Raw genomic sequence first — 15,623 nt, 5'->3', positions numbered from 1 at the left:
AATCGTTTCTATCGTTAGCGTACCAGCCGTAACGAACAGCGTCAAAAGGAATGGAAGACGCTGAAAAATACGGAAACGACATAAAACCGCGATGCCTGCAAAACAAGCAGGCATCGCGGCGAATTATAGCTTTTTGTGGCGTTATTCTTGTTTTGGCTCTGTTTCGGGGAAACGGATTACATCGATTTCGTCAGCGTGATCATCCAGTTGCTGCTGTTGACGTTGAAGTCCCAGCCCAGCAGGCCCGTGATGAAGCGAAGCGGTACGACCGTACGGCCGTTTTCGTCCGCGAATACTTTGGCGCCTACGGCTTGTCTCTTACCGTTGACTTCCATGAAGTCTTTGCCCAACCAGAATTTCAGCGTGTCGTTGCCGGCCATGACCGTAACTTCGTTCGCTTTTTTATTCCATTTTACTTGGGCGCCGATGCCTTCGCTCAGGAAGCGCAGCGGTACATAAGTGGTATTGTTCCAAACGCGCGGCATCGTATCCATTTTGGTCGTTTTGCCGTTCAGCGTCAGGTTCGGGCTTCCGATCTGCATTTTGACGGTCATCATGCTAGGGTTAGCAGGCGTCGTCGGTGCAGGAGTGGTCGGAGCCGGTGCTGCCGGTTCTTGGAATTTCGCGTTGAACTGGTCAACGATCGCGCCGCTCAGCAGTTTGCCCACGTCGAACATCAGGGCATAGCCTTCGCGCTCGGTTTTGTACGAACCGGTGTAGTTTTTAGCCGCGTATTGGTCCAGTACTTGCTGAACTTGGTTTTCGTGAGCCGTCAAACCTTCGAGCGCTCCGGCTTCAGGAATGCGTTTTTCGGTCGCCGCGCTCAGGAATGCCGCCATTTCTTTGGTGAATTTCGTGATTTGGGCTTTGGCTGCCGTGATTGCGGCTTGGTCTCCGCTCTTCACTGCCGCTACGTACTGCGCTTGCACGTTGATGTGGTCAGTCGTCCAAAGTTTCTCGAACTGATCCGCTCCCGCATTGCCGTAGACCGAAGCGATTGCCGCTTTGAAGTCTTTGGTATTGCCGGCTTCAGCCGTTACCAACGCATTGCTGCTCGCAGTCATGCCGTCGTATTGCTCCTGCATTTGCAGCGTGGCCAGAGCGAAGTGTTCCGCGAACAAGTAGTTCAGCGCCGATCTCAGATCGCCTGCAGGCGTGTCGGACTTGGTGTTCTCGAATTTCTCCGGCATTTGCGTCACGATTGCCGTCGAGAGCGCTTCACTGATCGTGAACATCGTGTTCAGGCCTGTACGGTAAGCCGTGTAAGCGCCCGTGAAATCGCCTGCTACATATTTATCGAAAGCTTGTTGAACTTGATCTTCATGGAGGCGAATGACTTTCTCCGCCGTCGCCTGCGGCAGTTTGCCGCCCGTTGCCGTTCCGAGGAAGGCCGAGAATTCTTTGACGAATTTCTCGATGTTGGCTTCGGCCGATTGAACGCCTGCCGTATTGCCGGCTTTTTGCGCTTTTACCAGATCGTCGGTCGCTTTGTTGTGGGCGCTGAAGATGCGGCCGAATTCGGCTGCGCCTTCTTTGCCGTACAGCGATTCGATCGCCGGCAGCATATCGTTGGCGTTTTGATTCAGTGCTGCGAACGCGGCTGCCGCGTCAGGCGAACCTTCGTAAGCTTTGATCATCGAATCGACTGCGAGTTGATAATGTTCGGAGAGCAGATGGTCAAGTGCCGATCTCAGTTCGACCGCCGGCGTCGTCGTCGATGCTTTCATCGTCGTCATCGTAGCTGCCGTTGCCGAGATGTTCGTCGGTGCCGCGCTTGCTGCGTTTACCGGAGCGGCCCCCGCCACTGTCGGAACAACCAAAGCCAGGCCGAGTACCGGTACCATGATCTTCTTGGCATTGAACTTCTTCGAATCGAGATTCTTCACATTGAACATTTTAAACATCTTAATCCCTCCAGTTGTGTGTTTGTATCTTGTTGGTGTGGCTGGGTCTTCTTCTGTTTTGTTGTCTGTTCTTGCGTCTCTCGCTTACATTGGGTGAAACGCAGGGTTCGGAAGTTTGGATCACATGATTTTAAATTTTTTTGAAAATTGTTTTTCGAGCCTGATCCTTCGGCCGTATTCGGCAGGCTCGAACATGATACGGAATTGAATTTTTATCCATTTGATCAATTAATTTAGGTTTCCCAAAATCTGTTTGATGTAAATCTAGTTGTCGACTCTATTAATATAAACAGGGTTCTTAAGAACTAACCAAGCGAAGCGCGATATTTCGATTTTTATTTTTCACGGACCTTGGATGCATGAAAAAAGCCCTGAGTCTTATCCGATGGCAAGCAAAGCAAAAAGCTTTCGAAACCCGATCGGGCTTCGAAAGCTTTCTTTGCCGGTTATGCGATTGATTCATTTCAAGCCGAAACGCACTTCCCGTTCTCCGTGTCTCGTCGCTCTCCCCCGGTCTTCCAGTTCGACCAGATGCGCGATCGTCTCCGACAACGCAAAGCGCAGCTGATGGATGCCGAGCGAGTCGCCGAACAGCGAAATGCAGATTTCATAAGCGCTTCGCGGCCCGCCTTGCAGCAACTCCTCCATACGAGCCAGCCGCTGCTCGTGATGCTCCAGCAATTGCACTGTCCGCTCCGGGAAGTTTTCGAACGGATCGCGATGTCCGGGAAAAGCTCGGGTAACTTTCAACGCTCCGAGCGTACGTAATCCATTCAGATAGGAACGCAGCGGATGTTCGTCGCCTCCGGGACTGTACGAGATATTCGGCGAGATACGCGGCAGCACCGCGTCTCCGCATAGAATCACCCCTGTCGCCTCCTCGTAAAAAGACAAATGCCCCTCCGCATGACCTCCTGTCTCGATCGGATGCCACAGTCTTCCGCCGAAGCGGATCGGCAATCCGGGTTCGATCACGGAAATTTCCGGCTGCGGATCGACTTGCGGCAAAAATCCTTCTAAATGCGCAGGCAGTTGCGCCAACCGTTCAGGCTCCATGCCATGCAAGCGACATAACGCAATCGATGCTTCGACAAACCCGTTCGTGCCGGACTCTTGCTGCGCACTGCCCCAATTGCGCCACGCCGCTTCGCTAGCCGCTTTCGACATCCAGACTTGCGCTTCGCTTCGCTGCTGAAGCCAACCGGACAATCCGTAATGATCCGGGTGATGATGGGTCAGCACGATCGAAGAGATATCTGTCGCGCGAATGCCCAGTTCGTTCAATGCTCCGTCCCAGGCTGCTTCGTTCTCAGGCGAGCGCGGACCCGGATCGACGACGGTCCAGCCGTCTTCGCCTTGCAGCACGTAACTGTTTTCCCAACGCAGCGGAAAAGCCATTTCCATCCGCACGCGGGTAAATTCGCCGTACGCGGTTATTCGTGATTTGCTCATTTGGCTTTGCGTCATTCCTTTCAACCCTGAACGTTCTTATCCATGGCCAGGATGGCGTTCAGAAGATGCAGTTTTCGAATCGGCTTCGTGATGATCGAACGGAAGCGGCTTCTTTCTTCATCCTCCACCTTTTCGCCGAGACGCGCAAGCAAAAACACGTTCACGCCTTTGATATTCGAAAGCAGACGGAAATCCTCGTCTTCGCTGATCGTGGTGCGATCGGCAAGCACGATATCGAATTCGTTCTCCCGAACGCGCGCGGTTTGATCGGCATCCGCTTCCTCCGCGCATTCCACCGAGGCGCCCCATCCTTCCAGCATCGAAGCGATGATGCTGCGTGACATCGGTTCCTGTTCGATCAATAGAAAACGCATCCCGGACAGCACGTCGTCTTCGAACGGGATCGAAGGAATATCCGTGTAACGTTCGAACGACATCGTGATCTCGATCGAAGTTCCTTCGCCTTTTCGGCTGGATACTTCGATTCTTCCGCCCAGCAGCTCGATCAGATTTTTCGTGATCGCCAGCCCGAGTCCGCTTCCTCCGTAATGATGATTCGACGCTTCATGCACCTGCGAGTAGACGTCGAAAATTCGGGCCGCCTGCTCTTCGGTCATGCCGATTCCGGTATCCCGCACGGCGAAACCGACATTGATGCGATCTTCGTGCAGCGAAGGCAGCTTTCTCAATTCGAACATGACCTGTCCTTCGTGCGTGAATTTGATCGCGTTCTGCACGATATTAAGAAAGACTTGACGCAGTTTCAAGGAATCGCCGACGACGAACAGCGGGATTTCCGATTCGACGTCAAGCACGACTTCCACGCCTTTTCGAAAAGCCTGCGGGGCGAGCATGTACATCAAATCCTCGATCGTATTGATCAAATCGAACGGATTGTTGGCGATGAGCATTTTCCCCGCTTCCAGACGACTCATGTCCAGAATCCCGTTAATCAGTTCCATCAACGATTCGTTGCTGGTCTGAAGGATATCCAGATAGCTTCGCTGCTCCTGAGTCAGTTCCGTGCCTTCCAACAGATCGCTCATCGCGATGATGCCGTTGGCCGGGTTACGGATTTCGTGGCTGAGGAACGCGACAAAATTCGCTTTGTTTTTCGACTCCTGTTCCGCCTTTTTTCGAGCTTCTATTTCTTGGTCCAGCAGCAGCCGCAGCTGTTCCTGATCGGTTAAGCAATTGGCGTATTGCGTTTCGAACCATTCTATTTTCTGCTGCCAATGTTGTTCGTTTGTCATGAATAAGCACCTCTAAAGGCTTTCGAGTATCAGCCTGTGTGATAGGTCTATATACCCTCACCTTGCCTGCTTATAACCTTTTTCCGACAAAAATCATTCTCGGCGAGTCCGGCTCGTACTTCTTTTCGTCATAGCTTCCGCGTACTTCCTCCAGCTCCAATCCTGCTTCCGCAAGCATGTCCGTGAATCGTTCGAGCGTGTACAATTTCACCCGTTCGTCGTATTCGCGCTTCTCTCCGCCGTCGCCGTTTTGCGGGATGATCGTGATATGCTTTTTGACGAATCCGTCTTCGATCGTGCGGCGTTCTTCGATCTTGAGTCCGTCTTCTTCGCGCTCGCTGTACGGCTTCAAATGACGCTTCACATGGGGCGGATTCATGAAATCGACGATGAATCGTCCGCCCGGACGCAGCACGCGGCGGATTTCTTTCAATACGCGGACGTGCTCGGCGTCCTCCTTGAAGTACCCGAACGACGTGAACAGGTTGACGACCGCCCCGAACTCTTCGTCCGCCAAAGGCAGCTCGCGCATGTCTCCCTGAACCCAATTCACGTTTTCCGAGCCGTCCGTTTTTTTCGCTTCGTCCAGCAGCACGTCCGACAGATCCATACCGGTGACTTCGTAGCCTTTTTCCGCCAGCGACAGCGAATGACGTCCCATCCCGCAGCAGAGATCCAACACCTTCGTGCCCGGTTCGAGCTTCAGCCAGGAGATCATCTCGTGCACCTCGTGCGCCGCTCCCTGCTCGTCCCGGTAGTTGTATACCCTCAAATAATCTTCGCCGAAGCTTTCTTCGTACCATGCGGCCATATGCTTCTCCTCCTTGTTTGCGTTCATTCGGCGCGGATTCGCGCACGTCCGCGCACCCCATGTTATATGTACACAAAAAAGAAGACGGTGATTTCCGGCATTCGGAAATCCCGCCTGACTTTTGCCGAAAAATGCGGCCTCAAACGTACGCGATGTTCATTTCCAACCTGCCTTCGTAATCGAACTGCCGACGCTCGCCTTCGGTGACGTACTTGACCGCCGAGCGTCCCGATACGACGCGATACGCCGCAACCGCCAACGCCGCCGCATCGAGCAGATCGTCTTTGGCCGCCTGCTTTCTCGCAAAAAGAGCGAACAGCTTCTCCGTTTCCGCATGCGGCAATCCGGCTCCGTGCAAGATGCCCGACCGCTCGCGCTGTCCTTCGGCTTCTTTTTTCCCGTATAAAGGCGCTTCGTCAGCACTCTCGTTCAATCTTAGAAAAACAAGCTCAGGGTGCGACTCTTCGATAAATCCGGATACGGGTAGCCCTTTTTTCAATCTTGCGGCTAAAAAGTCGTCCGTTTCCCGGATTTTGGGCAAAATATTGATCGTTTGCCGGCTCAGCTTGCGTCCCGTCGCTTCCGCGTTGGCGGACGACGGATCTTCCGCGCGCAAAGCTTGACGCGCCGGAACCGGAAACACGCTGGACTTGCGGCGCTTGGGCAGCAGCTTTCGGCAGTCCCGGTCACAATTCCGGTCCGCAACGCGGTTCTGAACTCCGTCTGCGCCTTCGGCCAGTCCGATCGGGATATCGATCAGGATACGGTCGGATAACGGATTCGGCGACAGGTCTTCCCATAATGCCGACAGCGTCGGATACACGGCCGCGCGGCAAATTTGCAGACGTCCTGCTTCGGGTAACGCTTCGAGCACGACGACTGCCCATCCTCCAAGACAGCCGTCAATGCCGATTCCGCGATACGCTGCGTGTGAGTACGGGGACATGCTCACTTCGGATCTCCTTCCACGATCTGCCGCTCGGATTCTGCGCGGCGTGTATCGAATTCTTGATCGCGTCGGCGGATATCGTTCATATTGCTTCGCCAAATACCGTTGAACCGATCGAATAGGGCGGTGACGAGCACCAGCACCCCCAAGCCGATCAGAATGATGGCCAGCCCAAACATCCAGTATCCTCCGCTGTCCTTAACTGCGCTTCCATAATGACCTGGCGGGGTCTGCCAACCGTGAACATTGGGCATATGCAGCACCGCTGCGATATGAACGCCCAGGTACAATAGGATTCCTGCGAGCAGCAATATGCCGCCGATCGCGATTGTCGCGAATTTATTCATGCGTGAACGCTCCTTTTTTTCAGCATACGACCACCATCCGGCCCGCTTCGAATCAGTTCAGGTAAGCACGAAGAATCGCCAGATCACGGCAACGGATAAAATGCCCCGAGTAACTTCCGGGTTGATCATTCTCCATCAGACGCAGCGCTTCCTCCGGCTTTACCCACATCGCCGCGAATCCGCCCGCCTGCTCTTCTTCGGTAAAGGCGGACTCGCCCGGCGAACCGACAAGCACGGCCGAATAGGCGTACGAAAACTGCTTCAGCTTATATTCCGCGATATACTCGGCCGTCATGCCGATCGTTCCCGTCATTTCGATCTCCGCACCGGATTCTTCGCGCATTTCGCGGCGCAGCGCCGAGTAAACGTCTTCGTCGGGTTCGATTCCGCCGCCCGGCAGTTTATGGTAGCCGTCTTTGGCGACATGCATCAGCGCCATCCGACCTGCTCCGTCCGTCAGCACGGCCCGAGCCGCTTGTCGCAGGGCAAAGCGATGTTCGTCCGCGGCCTGATCGAGGTTACGGTCAGCGAACAGTTCCGCATCCCGAATCTCGACGAGGAGTTCCGGCTTCGCGTAATCGAACAGACAAAAGCCCGAGTCCTGCACGGGATAGCTTTCTCCTACTTTTACATATCCGGCATGGGCATAAAATCGGTGATTGCGCGTGCTTCCGGCAGGCGTATCAAGCGACCACGTCCGAGCCTGCGGATAATAACGCTCAATAGCCTCCATTGCCTGTTTGCCGATGCCCCGTCCATGCAGCGCAGGATCGATAAACAGCGAGCCCAATCGGAACGTTCCATCGCCGAAGTCGAATACCCGGGCTCCGCCCGCGACTTTTTTCTGCGCTTCGATCACAAGATAACTTCCGTCGGCAATTCCTTTTTCGTGCCATTGAATAGTCTCAATGCCCTCCGGCATCATTCCGTAACGGCGAAAGTCTTCGGCGAACGCTTCAACCGCGATTCGACGCAATTCCCCCAGTTGAAAAGATTGTGCGGGAGATACGGTTATGACCTGTTTGGCTTCTTTTTGCGCGGACATTAAAATCGCTCCTTGGTTCGAATGATCGATCAGATCTAATCCTATAAGCGTCTCGATTCTTTCAAAATATGTCTCTACATGCCTACCCGATGAAAAATCCGCAAAATGAACTCTGCATCCGGCACGTCGAGTTCATGATAAGCGCGCAGAAAGGCTGAGTTATCGTAAGGTACGCTTACCCTTTCAACACGCATCTGCCAATTTCTCTCTATTATATCTGCCGACCTCTTTTTAAGCAGGGAAAAAAAGCACCTACCGAATAATTTCGGCAGATGCTTCATAATATTCACGATACAGATTAAGGTTGGGATACGGAAGCCGGAAGGTTCACCGTGTATTCCGCATCGGCGATCCAGGAACGCTTCACGAAATCCCGACCGCGAACCGCAACCCGATCCTCGTAAATCTCGACCTGCAAGCCTTCGCTTCCGGTCAGATGCTCGTCTTGGTCCGTCCAGAGGTAAGCGACTGATGAGGCGTTGAACATGGACGGCATCACGCCTTGTCCATCGTACATCGTCCGCTTGGCTTCCAACTGCCAGTGCGTGTGTCCGGTGAACAGAATGGCTTGCGGATAACCGGACAGCACTTCCTTCAAGGCGGCATCCTGATTTACTCCATACCATCCCTGCTCGCTCATGGAACCGGCCACGGTATCGCGAACCGGCTGATGCAAGAAGATGAAGATCGGGCGATCCGACGCAGCCTCTTCAGCCAATCGTTCCTGTAACCAGGTCAATTGGGCTTCGGACAGATCGCAATCCTTCGGATGCGGGCTCTCGCTGCCCAAGAAAATAAAGTGATACCCGCCGAGCCAATGATCGTGGTAAGGGGCTGCTTCCCCTGTCCCGTCGGCAAAACGGCGCATACGACGCTTCCACAGCTCTCTCGCTCGGCCCGAAGTCGCATCGGAACCGCCAAGACGCTCGGCCATGCCCGCCAGATCCAATCCCATCTCGGCGGCTGCTACAGCCAGAGATTCCGCCGCGTTTAGCGGTTGTGCGGCCCTATGTTCACTGTTTACCGCTTCCACTTCGCCTACGTCGATCGCATTGTTTTCGGAAACAGCTTGCCCGTCTACCGCCTTTGCCCGATCCGGGAAACGACCGTCCAACGCATCCTCCACCTCAAAGTCGGGTAGAGTACTCAGATCGACAGGCGTTCCGCTTTCTTCCCACAACACAGCCCCGATATCATGATTGCCGAGCGTCACGTATAATTCAGGCAGCCCTGCCGGACGTCCGTTCCAAATTCGACGGAACTCGGCATATTCGCCTGCCAATCCGCGATCCGTCACGTCTCCGGCATGCATAATCCCCAGGCTTTTTTCGCAGTACGAAGAAATATCCTGCAAAGCTTCTTCAAAATGCCGGTTGTGGATATGACCTGCCTCGTCCCGAACATGCGTATCCGTGATCACCTGAAAGGTAGCTAACATTCGTTGAACACTTCCTGCACCCTGTTGTTCTTTTGGATTCATATCGATTCCCTCCACTTGGCTTTCTGTCATTGACTTAAGATTCGCTCCACTTCAGCCCGACGATTCCGATCAGAATAAATCCTATCCAGACCAACGAAGTCAATTTCAATCGCTCTCCGAAAAAGTAATGCCCAACCACCCCGATCAAGGTGATGCCTACACCTGACCAGATCGCATAAGCCACGCCCAGCGGAATATGTTTTACCGAGAAATTCAGCAGCGTGAAGCTCGCACCGTAGCAGACAAACATAAGTATGGAAGGCCACAGTCTGGAAAATCCGTCGGAAGCTTTCATCAAGATGGTACCGCTCAGCTCCAGCGCAATAGCTGCGGCGAGCAGCCCCCATCCGATCGACGAATTCTGATTCACGGCTTCACCGCGCCTTCGAGCAGCCATTCGAACGAAGGCACAGTCAAATCCGCCAGCTTCAGTACGCCCGGCTCGCCGATGCCGATCTTCAGCGCGGCCCCCGCCGCTCGCGCCATTTCCATGTCTCCGTCCGTATCTCCGATCACGATCGTCCGTTCCGGCGGAACGCCCAGACGCTCGCACGCAAGCAGGCACAAATCCGGATACGGCTTGCCCCGCTCCGCCATATCCGTGCCGATCACGACGTTGAAATAATCTTCGATGCCGAGCCAACGCAAGTGCAATCGCGCACTGTCCGTATCGTCCGCGGTGACGACGGCTATCGGGATTCCCTGCAACCGGCAGCGATCCAAAAAGGCTTGTACGCCTGGCAGCAGCCGTGCAGGACGCACCAATTCCATCTCGTCATCGGCATGCCGCAAGCAGTCCCGCACGATCATTTTCGATTCGGCCCAAGACAATCCGGCCCGATAGCCATGCCAGACGAGAATCGCGTACATCTCATCCATGGTGCCCATCGCCAGCGGCCCGCGCTTGTCATAACCGGTCGTCCAACCTGTCGAGTCATGCTGCGTCCCCCAGATGCCCGGAATATCTTCCTGCAAAATGACTAACCCGCGTTCAGCCAACAACCCGCGGAACCTATCGATCACCACATCCGCCCAAAATCCCCACATATGCGTAAAATCGAGCAGCGTGCCGTCTTTATCAAACAAAATCGCGTCCGCGCGCAGCACGTCGCGCTCCCCCTCAAGCTTCCACTCTGCCATGTCGCGCCCTCCCGTACTCCTATAGTAGGTGTAAAAAAACCGCAGGACGGCGCAGCTTGCGCCCCTCCTGCGGTCGGTTTGTTCGATGCAAGTTCGGGTAGCGTACCTTTACTTCGAGATACGATCCAGTTCGCTTTGCGCTTTTGCTTGTGCTTCTTTCAGTGCTTGTTCGGCAGGTACATTGTTGATCTGAACCTGGTCAGCCGCTACTTTCAGCGCATCCGTGATCTTGCCTCCGGTCGGGTCCTGGAACGGAACCGACGCGTGCGAAGCTTGCTGCAGCGGAACGCTGATTTGCGGGTTCTTTTCGCTGAATGCCTTGAATGCCGGATCTTCGAGCGCCGACTGACGAACCGCGATGTAGCCCGTGTTCATCGACCAGTCCGCCGTGTTTTCCGGCTGCATGAAGTACGTGAACCATTTGAAAGCGGCTTGCTGCTGTTCAGGGCTTGCTTTGGCTACGATACCGGCTTGAATCGCGTTTGCGACCGGTTTGCCTTCGCCGACGCCTTCCCAGCCCGGCTGCTCCATTGCCGCTACGACGCTGAAGTCCAGGTCGCCCTGGTCGCCGCTGGAACCCGTGTAACCGGCCGCTTTGTTTTTCATCACGTCGTCAATCGTTTTGTACCAATACTCCCAGCCCTGGCCGCCGGAGTGAATACGCATGATCTGATCTTCGTGAATCCATTTGCGGAAATGTTCCCAAGTCTCGATCCATTCCGGAGAGTCGATCGTAACCGTCTTGCCGTCTTCGCTCAGCACGCTGCCGCCGCGGCTCAGCGTCGCGTCGATCATGTTGCCTTCGCCCCACATCGGTTCCCAGCCGTAGAAGGTCGTCTTGTCGCCTTCCTTCTTCGTCATCTTCGCCGCAGCGTCGGCCAAAGCTTCCCATGTCTTCAAGCTCGCCGGATCAATTCCTGCCGCTTCCAACGCGTCTTTACGGTAGTACATCACTTGCGTTGTTCCGTACATCGGCAGGAAATATTGTTTGCCGTCCACTTTGCCTTGGTCGAGGAACGTTTGAACAAAGTCTTCCGCCTTGAAATTGCTGTCGGCTGCGATCATATCATCCAATTCCGCATAGTAGCCTTTGCGTGCCCAGTCGATGTTCGAGCTGAGTACGGCTGCGGGTACGTTGTTCGAAGCAATGGCCGCTTGCAGCTTTTGCTCCGTTTCCGTGTAATCCGCTTGAGCGATGCCCTTCACGATTACTTCGTCCTGCGAAGCGTTGAACGCCTCGATCTTCGCCTTCATGTTATCGCCCAGATTGCCGCCCAGGCCATACCAGAATTCGATCTCGACCGGCTTGGCCGATTCTGCCGCAGCAGGTGTCGGGCTTGCCGCAGCCGTTGGCGTTTCGCCTGTCGATGAGCCGCAAGCTGCGAGCAGCGCGAAGCTTGCCGCGAGCAGCGCGAAGCTTGCCGCGAGCAGCATGGACATGCCGCCCTTCCAGCTCCATTTTTTAACGCCCGGTTTTTTCGTCGCAAAGCGTGCCGCGTTCAGACCTTGTTTCATTCTTTGTTCTCCTCCAATGGGTGTGGGATGTGGTTGGGTGAAGCCATAAATCGCGCCGATCAGCTCTTGTTGACGCCGGCCGACATATTGACGCTCTGCATAATCGTCTTCTGCGCAAAGGCGAACAGGACCAATAACGGTGCGATGGTGAATGCGCTGGCAGCCATAATCTGCGGCCAAGCCAAACCGTAAGCGCCGCCTTCGACGAAGAATCCACGGAGTCCGGCCGAAACGAGTCTCAGATCCGGGTCTTTGGTAATCAGCATCGGCCAGAAATAGTTATTGTACTGTTCGATGAAGGTAATCAGGATCATGACCGCGAACGACGAACGAATCAGCGGCGACATAATCGTCCACAGGATTCGGAAGTGCGACGCGCCGTCCAACTGTCCGGCTTCGACCAACTCGTGCGAAACCTGCATGAACGCCTGACGCAGCAGGAAGATCGAGAACACGCTGACGCTGTTGGAGATAATCAATCCGGCGTACGAATCCAGCAAGTGCAATTCGTTCAGGATCATGTAACTCGGCAGATAGACGGCGGTAGTCGGAATCATGTAGCCAACCAGTACCATCGCGGTAAAAGGTCCTTTGAGGCGGAATTTCATATGGGTCAACGCGTAGGCCATCATACTGGCGTTAACCACTTGAATCGCGCAGATGCAGACCGCCACGAAGATGCTGTTGAACATGTACCGGGCAAAAGGCGCCGAATTCCAAGCGTCCGCGTAATTGCTCCAGTTGATCGATTCCGGCCAGAAGGTCGGCGGGAACTGCCAGATCTCGTCGTTCGTTTTCAAGCCGCTCGTCACCATCCAATAAAAAGGAAAGGCCATTGCCAAGCTGATCAGCGCCAACAGGGCGTAGCGGATCGTGCGGCCGAGGCGCTCGCCGACGGGAACGAACTTGCTGCTGCGTTCGCGCTGGCTTCCCCGATGAAGTTCCCGTTCTTGCTCTACTTTTCTTGATTCGGTTATGTTCATGAGTAGTGCACCAGGCGTCGGCTGAGCAGGAACGACAGTCCCGACAACAGCACGCAGATCAGAATGATGATAACGGCGATCGCCGAAGCTTCACCGACGTTAAACGACTCGAAAGCCGATTGATAATACATATAGAGCAGCGTGCGCGTCGATCCGGCCGGACCGCCCTGCGTCATGACGTTGATCTGGTCATAGGCTTGCAGCGATTGAATCGTCAGGATGATCGACAGGAACAGCGTGGTCGGCGAGATCAGCGGCAGCGTGATGCCACGGAACTTGTCCCAAGCGTTTGCTCCGTCTATCGCGGCGGCTTCCATCAGATCCTGCGGCAGATTGCGCAGCGCGACCAGATAGAACACCATCGACCAACCGATCGACTTCCAGACGGTCACGATCATGACGGCCACCAGCGCCCAAGTCGAATCCTGCAACCAACCTACGGGCGAGATACCGATCCAGCCGAGCACCAGATTGGCCAGGCCTACTTCCGGCTCGAAGATCCATGACCAAGCAATCGAGACGGCAACGGTCGGCGTGACCCAAGGCGAGAACATCATGGCCCGGAACAATCCGGTGGAGCGCAGCTTACTGTTCATCAGCAGCGCGAGCGCCAAGCCGCCTACGATAATCGGGATTACCGTACCCAAGCCGAACAACAACGTAATTTTCAGAGCTTGATAGAAATCGGCATGCGTCAGCAGATATGTATAGTTTTCCAGACCGACGAACAATTTCTCCGGACTCATAAAGTCCCACTCGGTAAAGCTCAGATAGACGATATAACCGAGAGGGCCGAACCAGAACACCAGCAGCGGCACGAGAGCCGGCAGCGTGAAAAGAACCGCTTCCCCTTCTCTGAACGTTTTCAAACGCAAAACTCCAACTCCTCTATGTTCAATTTTTTTTGATGACTGCTTGATTTTGGCGTTTCGATGTCTGCACTTGCGATCCGTACAAACATGATTGTACAATCGAATTGAAAAACGCAGATTATCTTAATGTAAAATCGTCAGGTAGTCTTGTAAAAGTTGAGCACGCATAAATCGGCCTTAAGCGGTTCTAATTTCGGTTCAGGGGTGACATTGTGGAAAAGGAATGGATTGAGACGATACCCACGGCTTCCGTATCGCCACAGCGAAGTGAGCTGCGAAAGAAAGTAATCGAATCTATCGCGACAACTATGGATCTGTACGGCGTGAACCATACGTTCGGTCAGCTCTACGGCATCATGTATTTCGAAGATCGGCCGATGACGCTGGAAGAAATGAAAGATTACATGAACATGAGCAAAAGCAATATGAGCTATGCCGTGCGTTCATTAACCGAGTCGCAGATGATTTACAAACTCGACGAGAAACGCGATCGCAAAGATCAGTATGTCGCCGAGACCGACTTTTTCCGCACCTTCCGAAATTTCTTCGGGGCTAAGCTGCAGCGCGAAGTGGATGTGATGTTGGGCAGCATTCGCGAAGTGGCTCCCGAGTTATCAGAAATCGTGCTGTCGGCGGAAACTTTGGCTGAAGAACGGGAGGAAGCGCTGCGGGATTTGCATAAGATGCGGCATGCGGAACAGTATTACGTATGGCTGCAAGGGTTCGTGGATCGGCTGCAAGGCGGGGATGAGTTTTTTACGGAGGGCAAGTAAAAATCCTATTCGTTATGGGAAGTTGAAGCGCTTCATTTTGAATAAGAGCTTTTTGGGACATGAAAAAGCCGGGCCTCTGCCCGGCTTGCTCTATTCGCTATTTTACAGAGTAAAGTAAATGCGTATATCTATTTAAACCTTACCTTTTCTGTTCATTGCTGCTTCGCTCCGAATAAATGTATATACGCATTTATTCGAAGCATCTATCGCAAATTTCTCAAATAACGGCATATCCGTATGTATTCCGAACCAGTGGAAGCCGTTATTACCTGGGTTTGTTGTGATAATCAAAATTAGCGATATTGCCTCGGATCATTCGGTTTCGGGATCGGTTCAGGATGGCTTTTGCACCAGTCGACGGCATAATCCTCCAATTCGTCGAACAACGCATAATCCAGATAAGCGATATTCGGCTGCCGCATTCGGTTAAGAATCACTTCGATCCGTTCTCTGGCATGCGGATCGGCCATTCTCAAGGGGCGGAACGTGATTTCGATAAAGTCGCAAAACAACTCGTATCCTTCATCCCAGTTGGCATTTCCGTTACGTTCGGCCTCGTCGCGCAAACGGCCGACCGAACGGATCAATTCCCCCTGAACGGTCGCCGCTTGGCCGCCGTCGGGAACCAGGCTTTCCCATAATTCTTGAAATTCTTCCGCGTGCTTCATGACATCGTCCTCTTTTCTGCTTGAATTTAATCTTCTTTTCTATACGACCGGTCAACTATTAACCTTAAGGTTTTCCTTAAAAAATTCCCAATTCGTTCGCGGTTACCCGACCGAGCTGCGCCTCGAAATTCTCGCTTGCCGCGATCTCGGATACGAGATGCCAGCGTCCGCCGCTGTCCAATCCGTACACGCGCCAGCCTCCGGCGTCCAAACGGAATTGCGCGACGGGCAGCTCGATCCAGCGCGCGCCGTCTTTCGAGGGGCGCTGTTCGACCAGCGTCAATTCGTCGCCTTCGAGCGCATAGCCGATGCTCCGACGATTGCGCAATTGTTCTTCGGCGGTACTCTCCATATAATGCCGCATAACCTTTTCGATCCGTCTTTTCGTAAAGTCATCCATTACCGGCAAGCCCCTCTTCTCCAGTTTCTGC

At 53.9% G+C, this 15,623-nt stretch carries 16 protein-coding genes; 1 reads left to right on the top strand and 15 read right to left on the bottom strand.

The window, feature by feature from the left end; translation table 11 throughout:
• Positions 1-176 precede the first annotated feature (176 nt).
• The 13 genes from HRQ63_RS13275 to HRQ63_RS13215 all read right to left on the bottom strand — a co-directional run bounded on the left by HRQ63_RS13275 (position 177) and on the right by HRQ63_RS13215 (position 13,754).
• Positions 177-1,904 carry a copper amine oxidase N-terminal domain-containing protein gene (locus HRQ63_RS13275; RefSeq protein ID WP_172244414.1) on the bottom strand — a complete coding sequence of 576 codons (1,728 nt, stop codon included), beginning with the start codon at positions 1,902-1,904 and terminating at the stop codon, positions 177-179.
• A 459-nt stretch (positions 1,905-2,363) separates the two neighbouring features.
• The gene (locus tag HRQ63_RS13270; protein ID WP_229714183.1) at positions 2,364-3,371 is read right to left on the bottom strand and encodes an MBL fold metallo-hydrolase; all 1,008 of its coding nucleotides are present in this window, start codon (positions 3,369-3,371) and stop codon (positions 2,364-2,366) included.
• Positions 3,372-3,376: 5 nt separating this feature from the next.
• Complete coding sequence (locus tag HRQ63_RS13265; RefSeq protein WP_172244412.1) at positions 3,377-4,609, bottom strand: ATP-binding protein; 1,233 nt, start codon at positions 4,607-4,609, stop codon at positions 3,377-3,379.
• 70 nt (positions 4,610-4,679) lie between these two features.
• Positions 4,680-5,420, bottom strand: coding sequence for a class I SAM-dependent methyltransferase (locus HRQ63_RS13260; RefSeq protein ID WP_172244410.1), 741 nt, complete (start codon positions 5,418-5,420; stop codon positions 4,680-4,682).
• Positions 5,421-5,559: 139 nt separating this feature from the next.
• Complete coding sequence (locus HRQ63_RS13255; protein ID WP_172244408.1) at positions 5,560-6,366, bottom strand: DUF429 domain-containing protein; 807 nt, start codon at positions 6,364-6,366, stop codon at positions 5,560-5,562.
• Positions 6,367-6,368: 2 nt separating this feature from the next.
• A complete protein-coding gene (locus HRQ63_RS13250) occupies positions 6,369-6,716 on the bottom strand; it encodes a hypothetical protein (protein WP_172244406.1) in 348 nt (115 codons plus the stop codon).
• 52 nt (positions 6,717-6,768) lie between these two features.
• Entirely contained in the window at positions 6,769-7,761 is a 993-nt protein-coding gene (locus HRQ63_RS13245; protein WP_172244404.1) for a bifunctional GNAT family N-acetyltransferase/NUDIX hydrolase, read from the bottom strand.
• A gap of 298 nt (positions 7,762-8,059) precedes the next feature.
• A complete protein-coding gene (locus tag HRQ63_RS13240; RefSeq protein WP_172244402.1) occupies positions 8,060-9,199 on the bottom strand; it encodes a metallophosphoesterase family protein in 1,140 nt (379 codons plus the stop codon).
• A gap of 76 nt (positions 9,200-9,275) precedes the next feature.
• Positions 9,276-9,611: a DMT family transporter gene (locus HRQ63_RS13235; protein WP_308809922.1), complete on the bottom strand. Its 336-nt coding sequence runs from the start codon at positions 9,609-9,611 to the stop codon at positions 9,276-9,278.
• Positions 9,608-10,381 carry an HAD family hydrolase gene (locus HRQ63_RS13230; RefSeq protein WP_172244399.1) on the bottom strand — a complete coding sequence of 258 codons (774 nt, stop codon included), beginning with the start codon at positions 10,379-10,381 and terminating at the stop codon, positions 9,608-9,610. Before HRQ63_RS13230 ends, HRQ63_RS13235 begins: the two co-directional genes overlap by 4 nt.
• Positions 10,382-10,489: 108 nt before the next feature.
• Positions 10,490-11,821: an ABC transporter substrate-binding protein gene (locus HRQ63_RS13225; protein WP_172245078.1), complete on the bottom strand. Its 1,332-nt coding sequence runs from the start codon at positions 11,819-11,821 to the stop codon at positions 10,490-10,492.
• Positions 11,822-11,955: 134 nt separating this feature from the next.
• The gene (locus tag HRQ63_RS13220; RefSeq protein ID WP_172244397.1) at positions 11,956-12,879 is read right to left on the bottom strand and encodes a carbohydrate ABC transporter permease; all 924 of its coding nucleotides are present in this window, start codon (positions 12,877-12,879) and stop codon (positions 11,956-11,958) included.
• Positions 12,876-13,754 (bottom strand): carbohydrate ABC transporter permease, encoded by an 879-nt coding sequence (locus HRQ63_RS13215; RefSeq protein ID WP_172244395.1) that lies wholly within the window; start codon positions 13,752-13,754, stop codon positions 12,876-12,878. Before HRQ63_RS13215 ends, HRQ63_RS13220 begins: the two co-directional genes overlap by 4 nt.
• A gap of 209 nt (positions 13,755-13,963) precedes the next feature.
• Here HRQ63_RS13215 and HRQ63_RS13210 point away from each other — a divergent pair, with 209 nt between their 5' ends.
• Positions 13,964-14,524 (top strand): GbsR/MarR family transcriptional regulator, encoded by a 561-nt coding sequence (locus HRQ63_RS13210; RefSeq protein ID WP_229714182.1) that lies wholly within the window; start codon positions 13,964-13,966, stop codon positions 14,522-14,524.
• A gap of 293 nt (positions 14,525-14,817) precedes the next feature.
• On the opposite strand, the gene HRQ63_RS13205 is transcribed toward HRQ63_RS13210, so the two are convergent.
• Both HRQ63_RS13205 and HRQ63_RS25920 read right to left on the bottom strand, forming a co-directional pair.
• Positions 14,818-15,192, bottom strand: coding sequence for a hypothetical protein (locus HRQ63_RS13205; RefSeq protein ID WP_172244393.1), 375 nt, complete (start codon positions 15,190-15,192; stop codon positions 14,818-14,820).
• A 76-nt stretch (positions 15,193-15,268) separates the two neighbouring features.
• The gene (locus HRQ63_RS25920; RefSeq protein ID WP_229714181.1) at positions 15,269-15,592 is read right to left on the bottom strand and encodes a DUF3024 domain-containing protein; all 324 of its coding nucleotides are present in this window, start codon (positions 15,590-15,592) and stop codon (positions 15,269-15,271) included.
• Positions 15,593-15,623 lie beyond the last annotated feature (31 nt).

This window comes from Saccharibacillus endophyticus (genome assembly GCF_013185185.1).
Classification (GTDB): domain Bacteria; phylum Bacillota; class Bacilli; order Paenibacillales; family Paenibacillaceae; genus Saccharibacillus; species Saccharibacillus endophyticus.
The sequence above is the reverse complement of the archived record's forward strand: the minus strand, read 5'-3'. Positions and strand labels throughout refer to the sequence as shown.

Coding starts and splice junctions, on each gene's coding strand:
- HRQ63_RS13275 (WP_172244414.1), bottom strand. CDS start 1,904: ATGTTTAAAATGTTCAATGTGAAGAATCTCGATTCGAAGAAGTTCAAT.
- HRQ63_RS13270 (WP_229714183.1), bottom strand. CDS start 3,371: ATGACGCAAAGCCAAATGAGCAAATCACGAATAACCGCGTACGGCGAA.
- HRQ63_RS13265 (WP_172244412.1), bottom strand. CDS start 4,609: ATGACAAACGAACAACATTGGCAGCAGAAAATAGAATGGTTCGAAACG.
- HRQ63_RS13260 (WP_172244410.1), bottom strand. CDS start 5,420: ATGGCCGCATGGTACGAAGAAAGCTTCGGCGAAGATTATTTGAGGGTA.
- HRQ63_RS13255 (WP_172244408.1), bottom strand. CDS start 6,366: ATGTCCCCGTACTCACACGCAGCGTATCGCGGAATCGGCATTGACGGC.
- HRQ63_RS13250 (WP_172244406.1), bottom strand. CDS start 6,716: ATGAATAAATTCGCGACAATCGCGATCGGCGGCATATTGCTGCTCGCA.
- HRQ63_RS13245 (WP_172244404.1), bottom strand. CDS start 7,761: ATGTCCGCGCAAAAAGAAGCCAAACAGGTCATAACCGTATCTCCCGCA.
- HRQ63_RS13240 (WP_172244402.1), bottom strand. CDS start 9,199: ATGTTAGCTACCTTTCAGGTGATCACGGATACGCATGTTCGGGACGAG.
- HRQ63_RS13230 (WP_172244399.1), bottom strand. CDS start 10,381: ATGGCAGAGTGGAAGCTTGAGGGGGAGCGCGACGTGCTGCGCGCGGAC.
- HRQ63_RS13225 (WP_172245078.1), bottom strand. CDS start 11,821: ATGTCCATGCTGCTCGCGGCAAGCTTCGCGCTGCTCGCGGCAAGCTTC.
- HRQ63_RS13220 (WP_172244397.1), bottom strand. CDS start 12,879: ATGAACATAACCGAATCAAGAAAAGTAGAGCAAGAACGGGAACTTCAT.
- HRQ63_RS13205 (WP_172244393.1), bottom strand. CDS start 15,192: ATGAAGCACGCGGAAGAATTTCAAGAATTATGGGAAAGCCTGGTTCCC.
- HRQ63_RS25920 (WP_229714181.1), bottom strand. CDS start 15,592: ATGGATGACTTTACGAAAAGACGGATCGAAAAGGTTATGCGGCATTAT.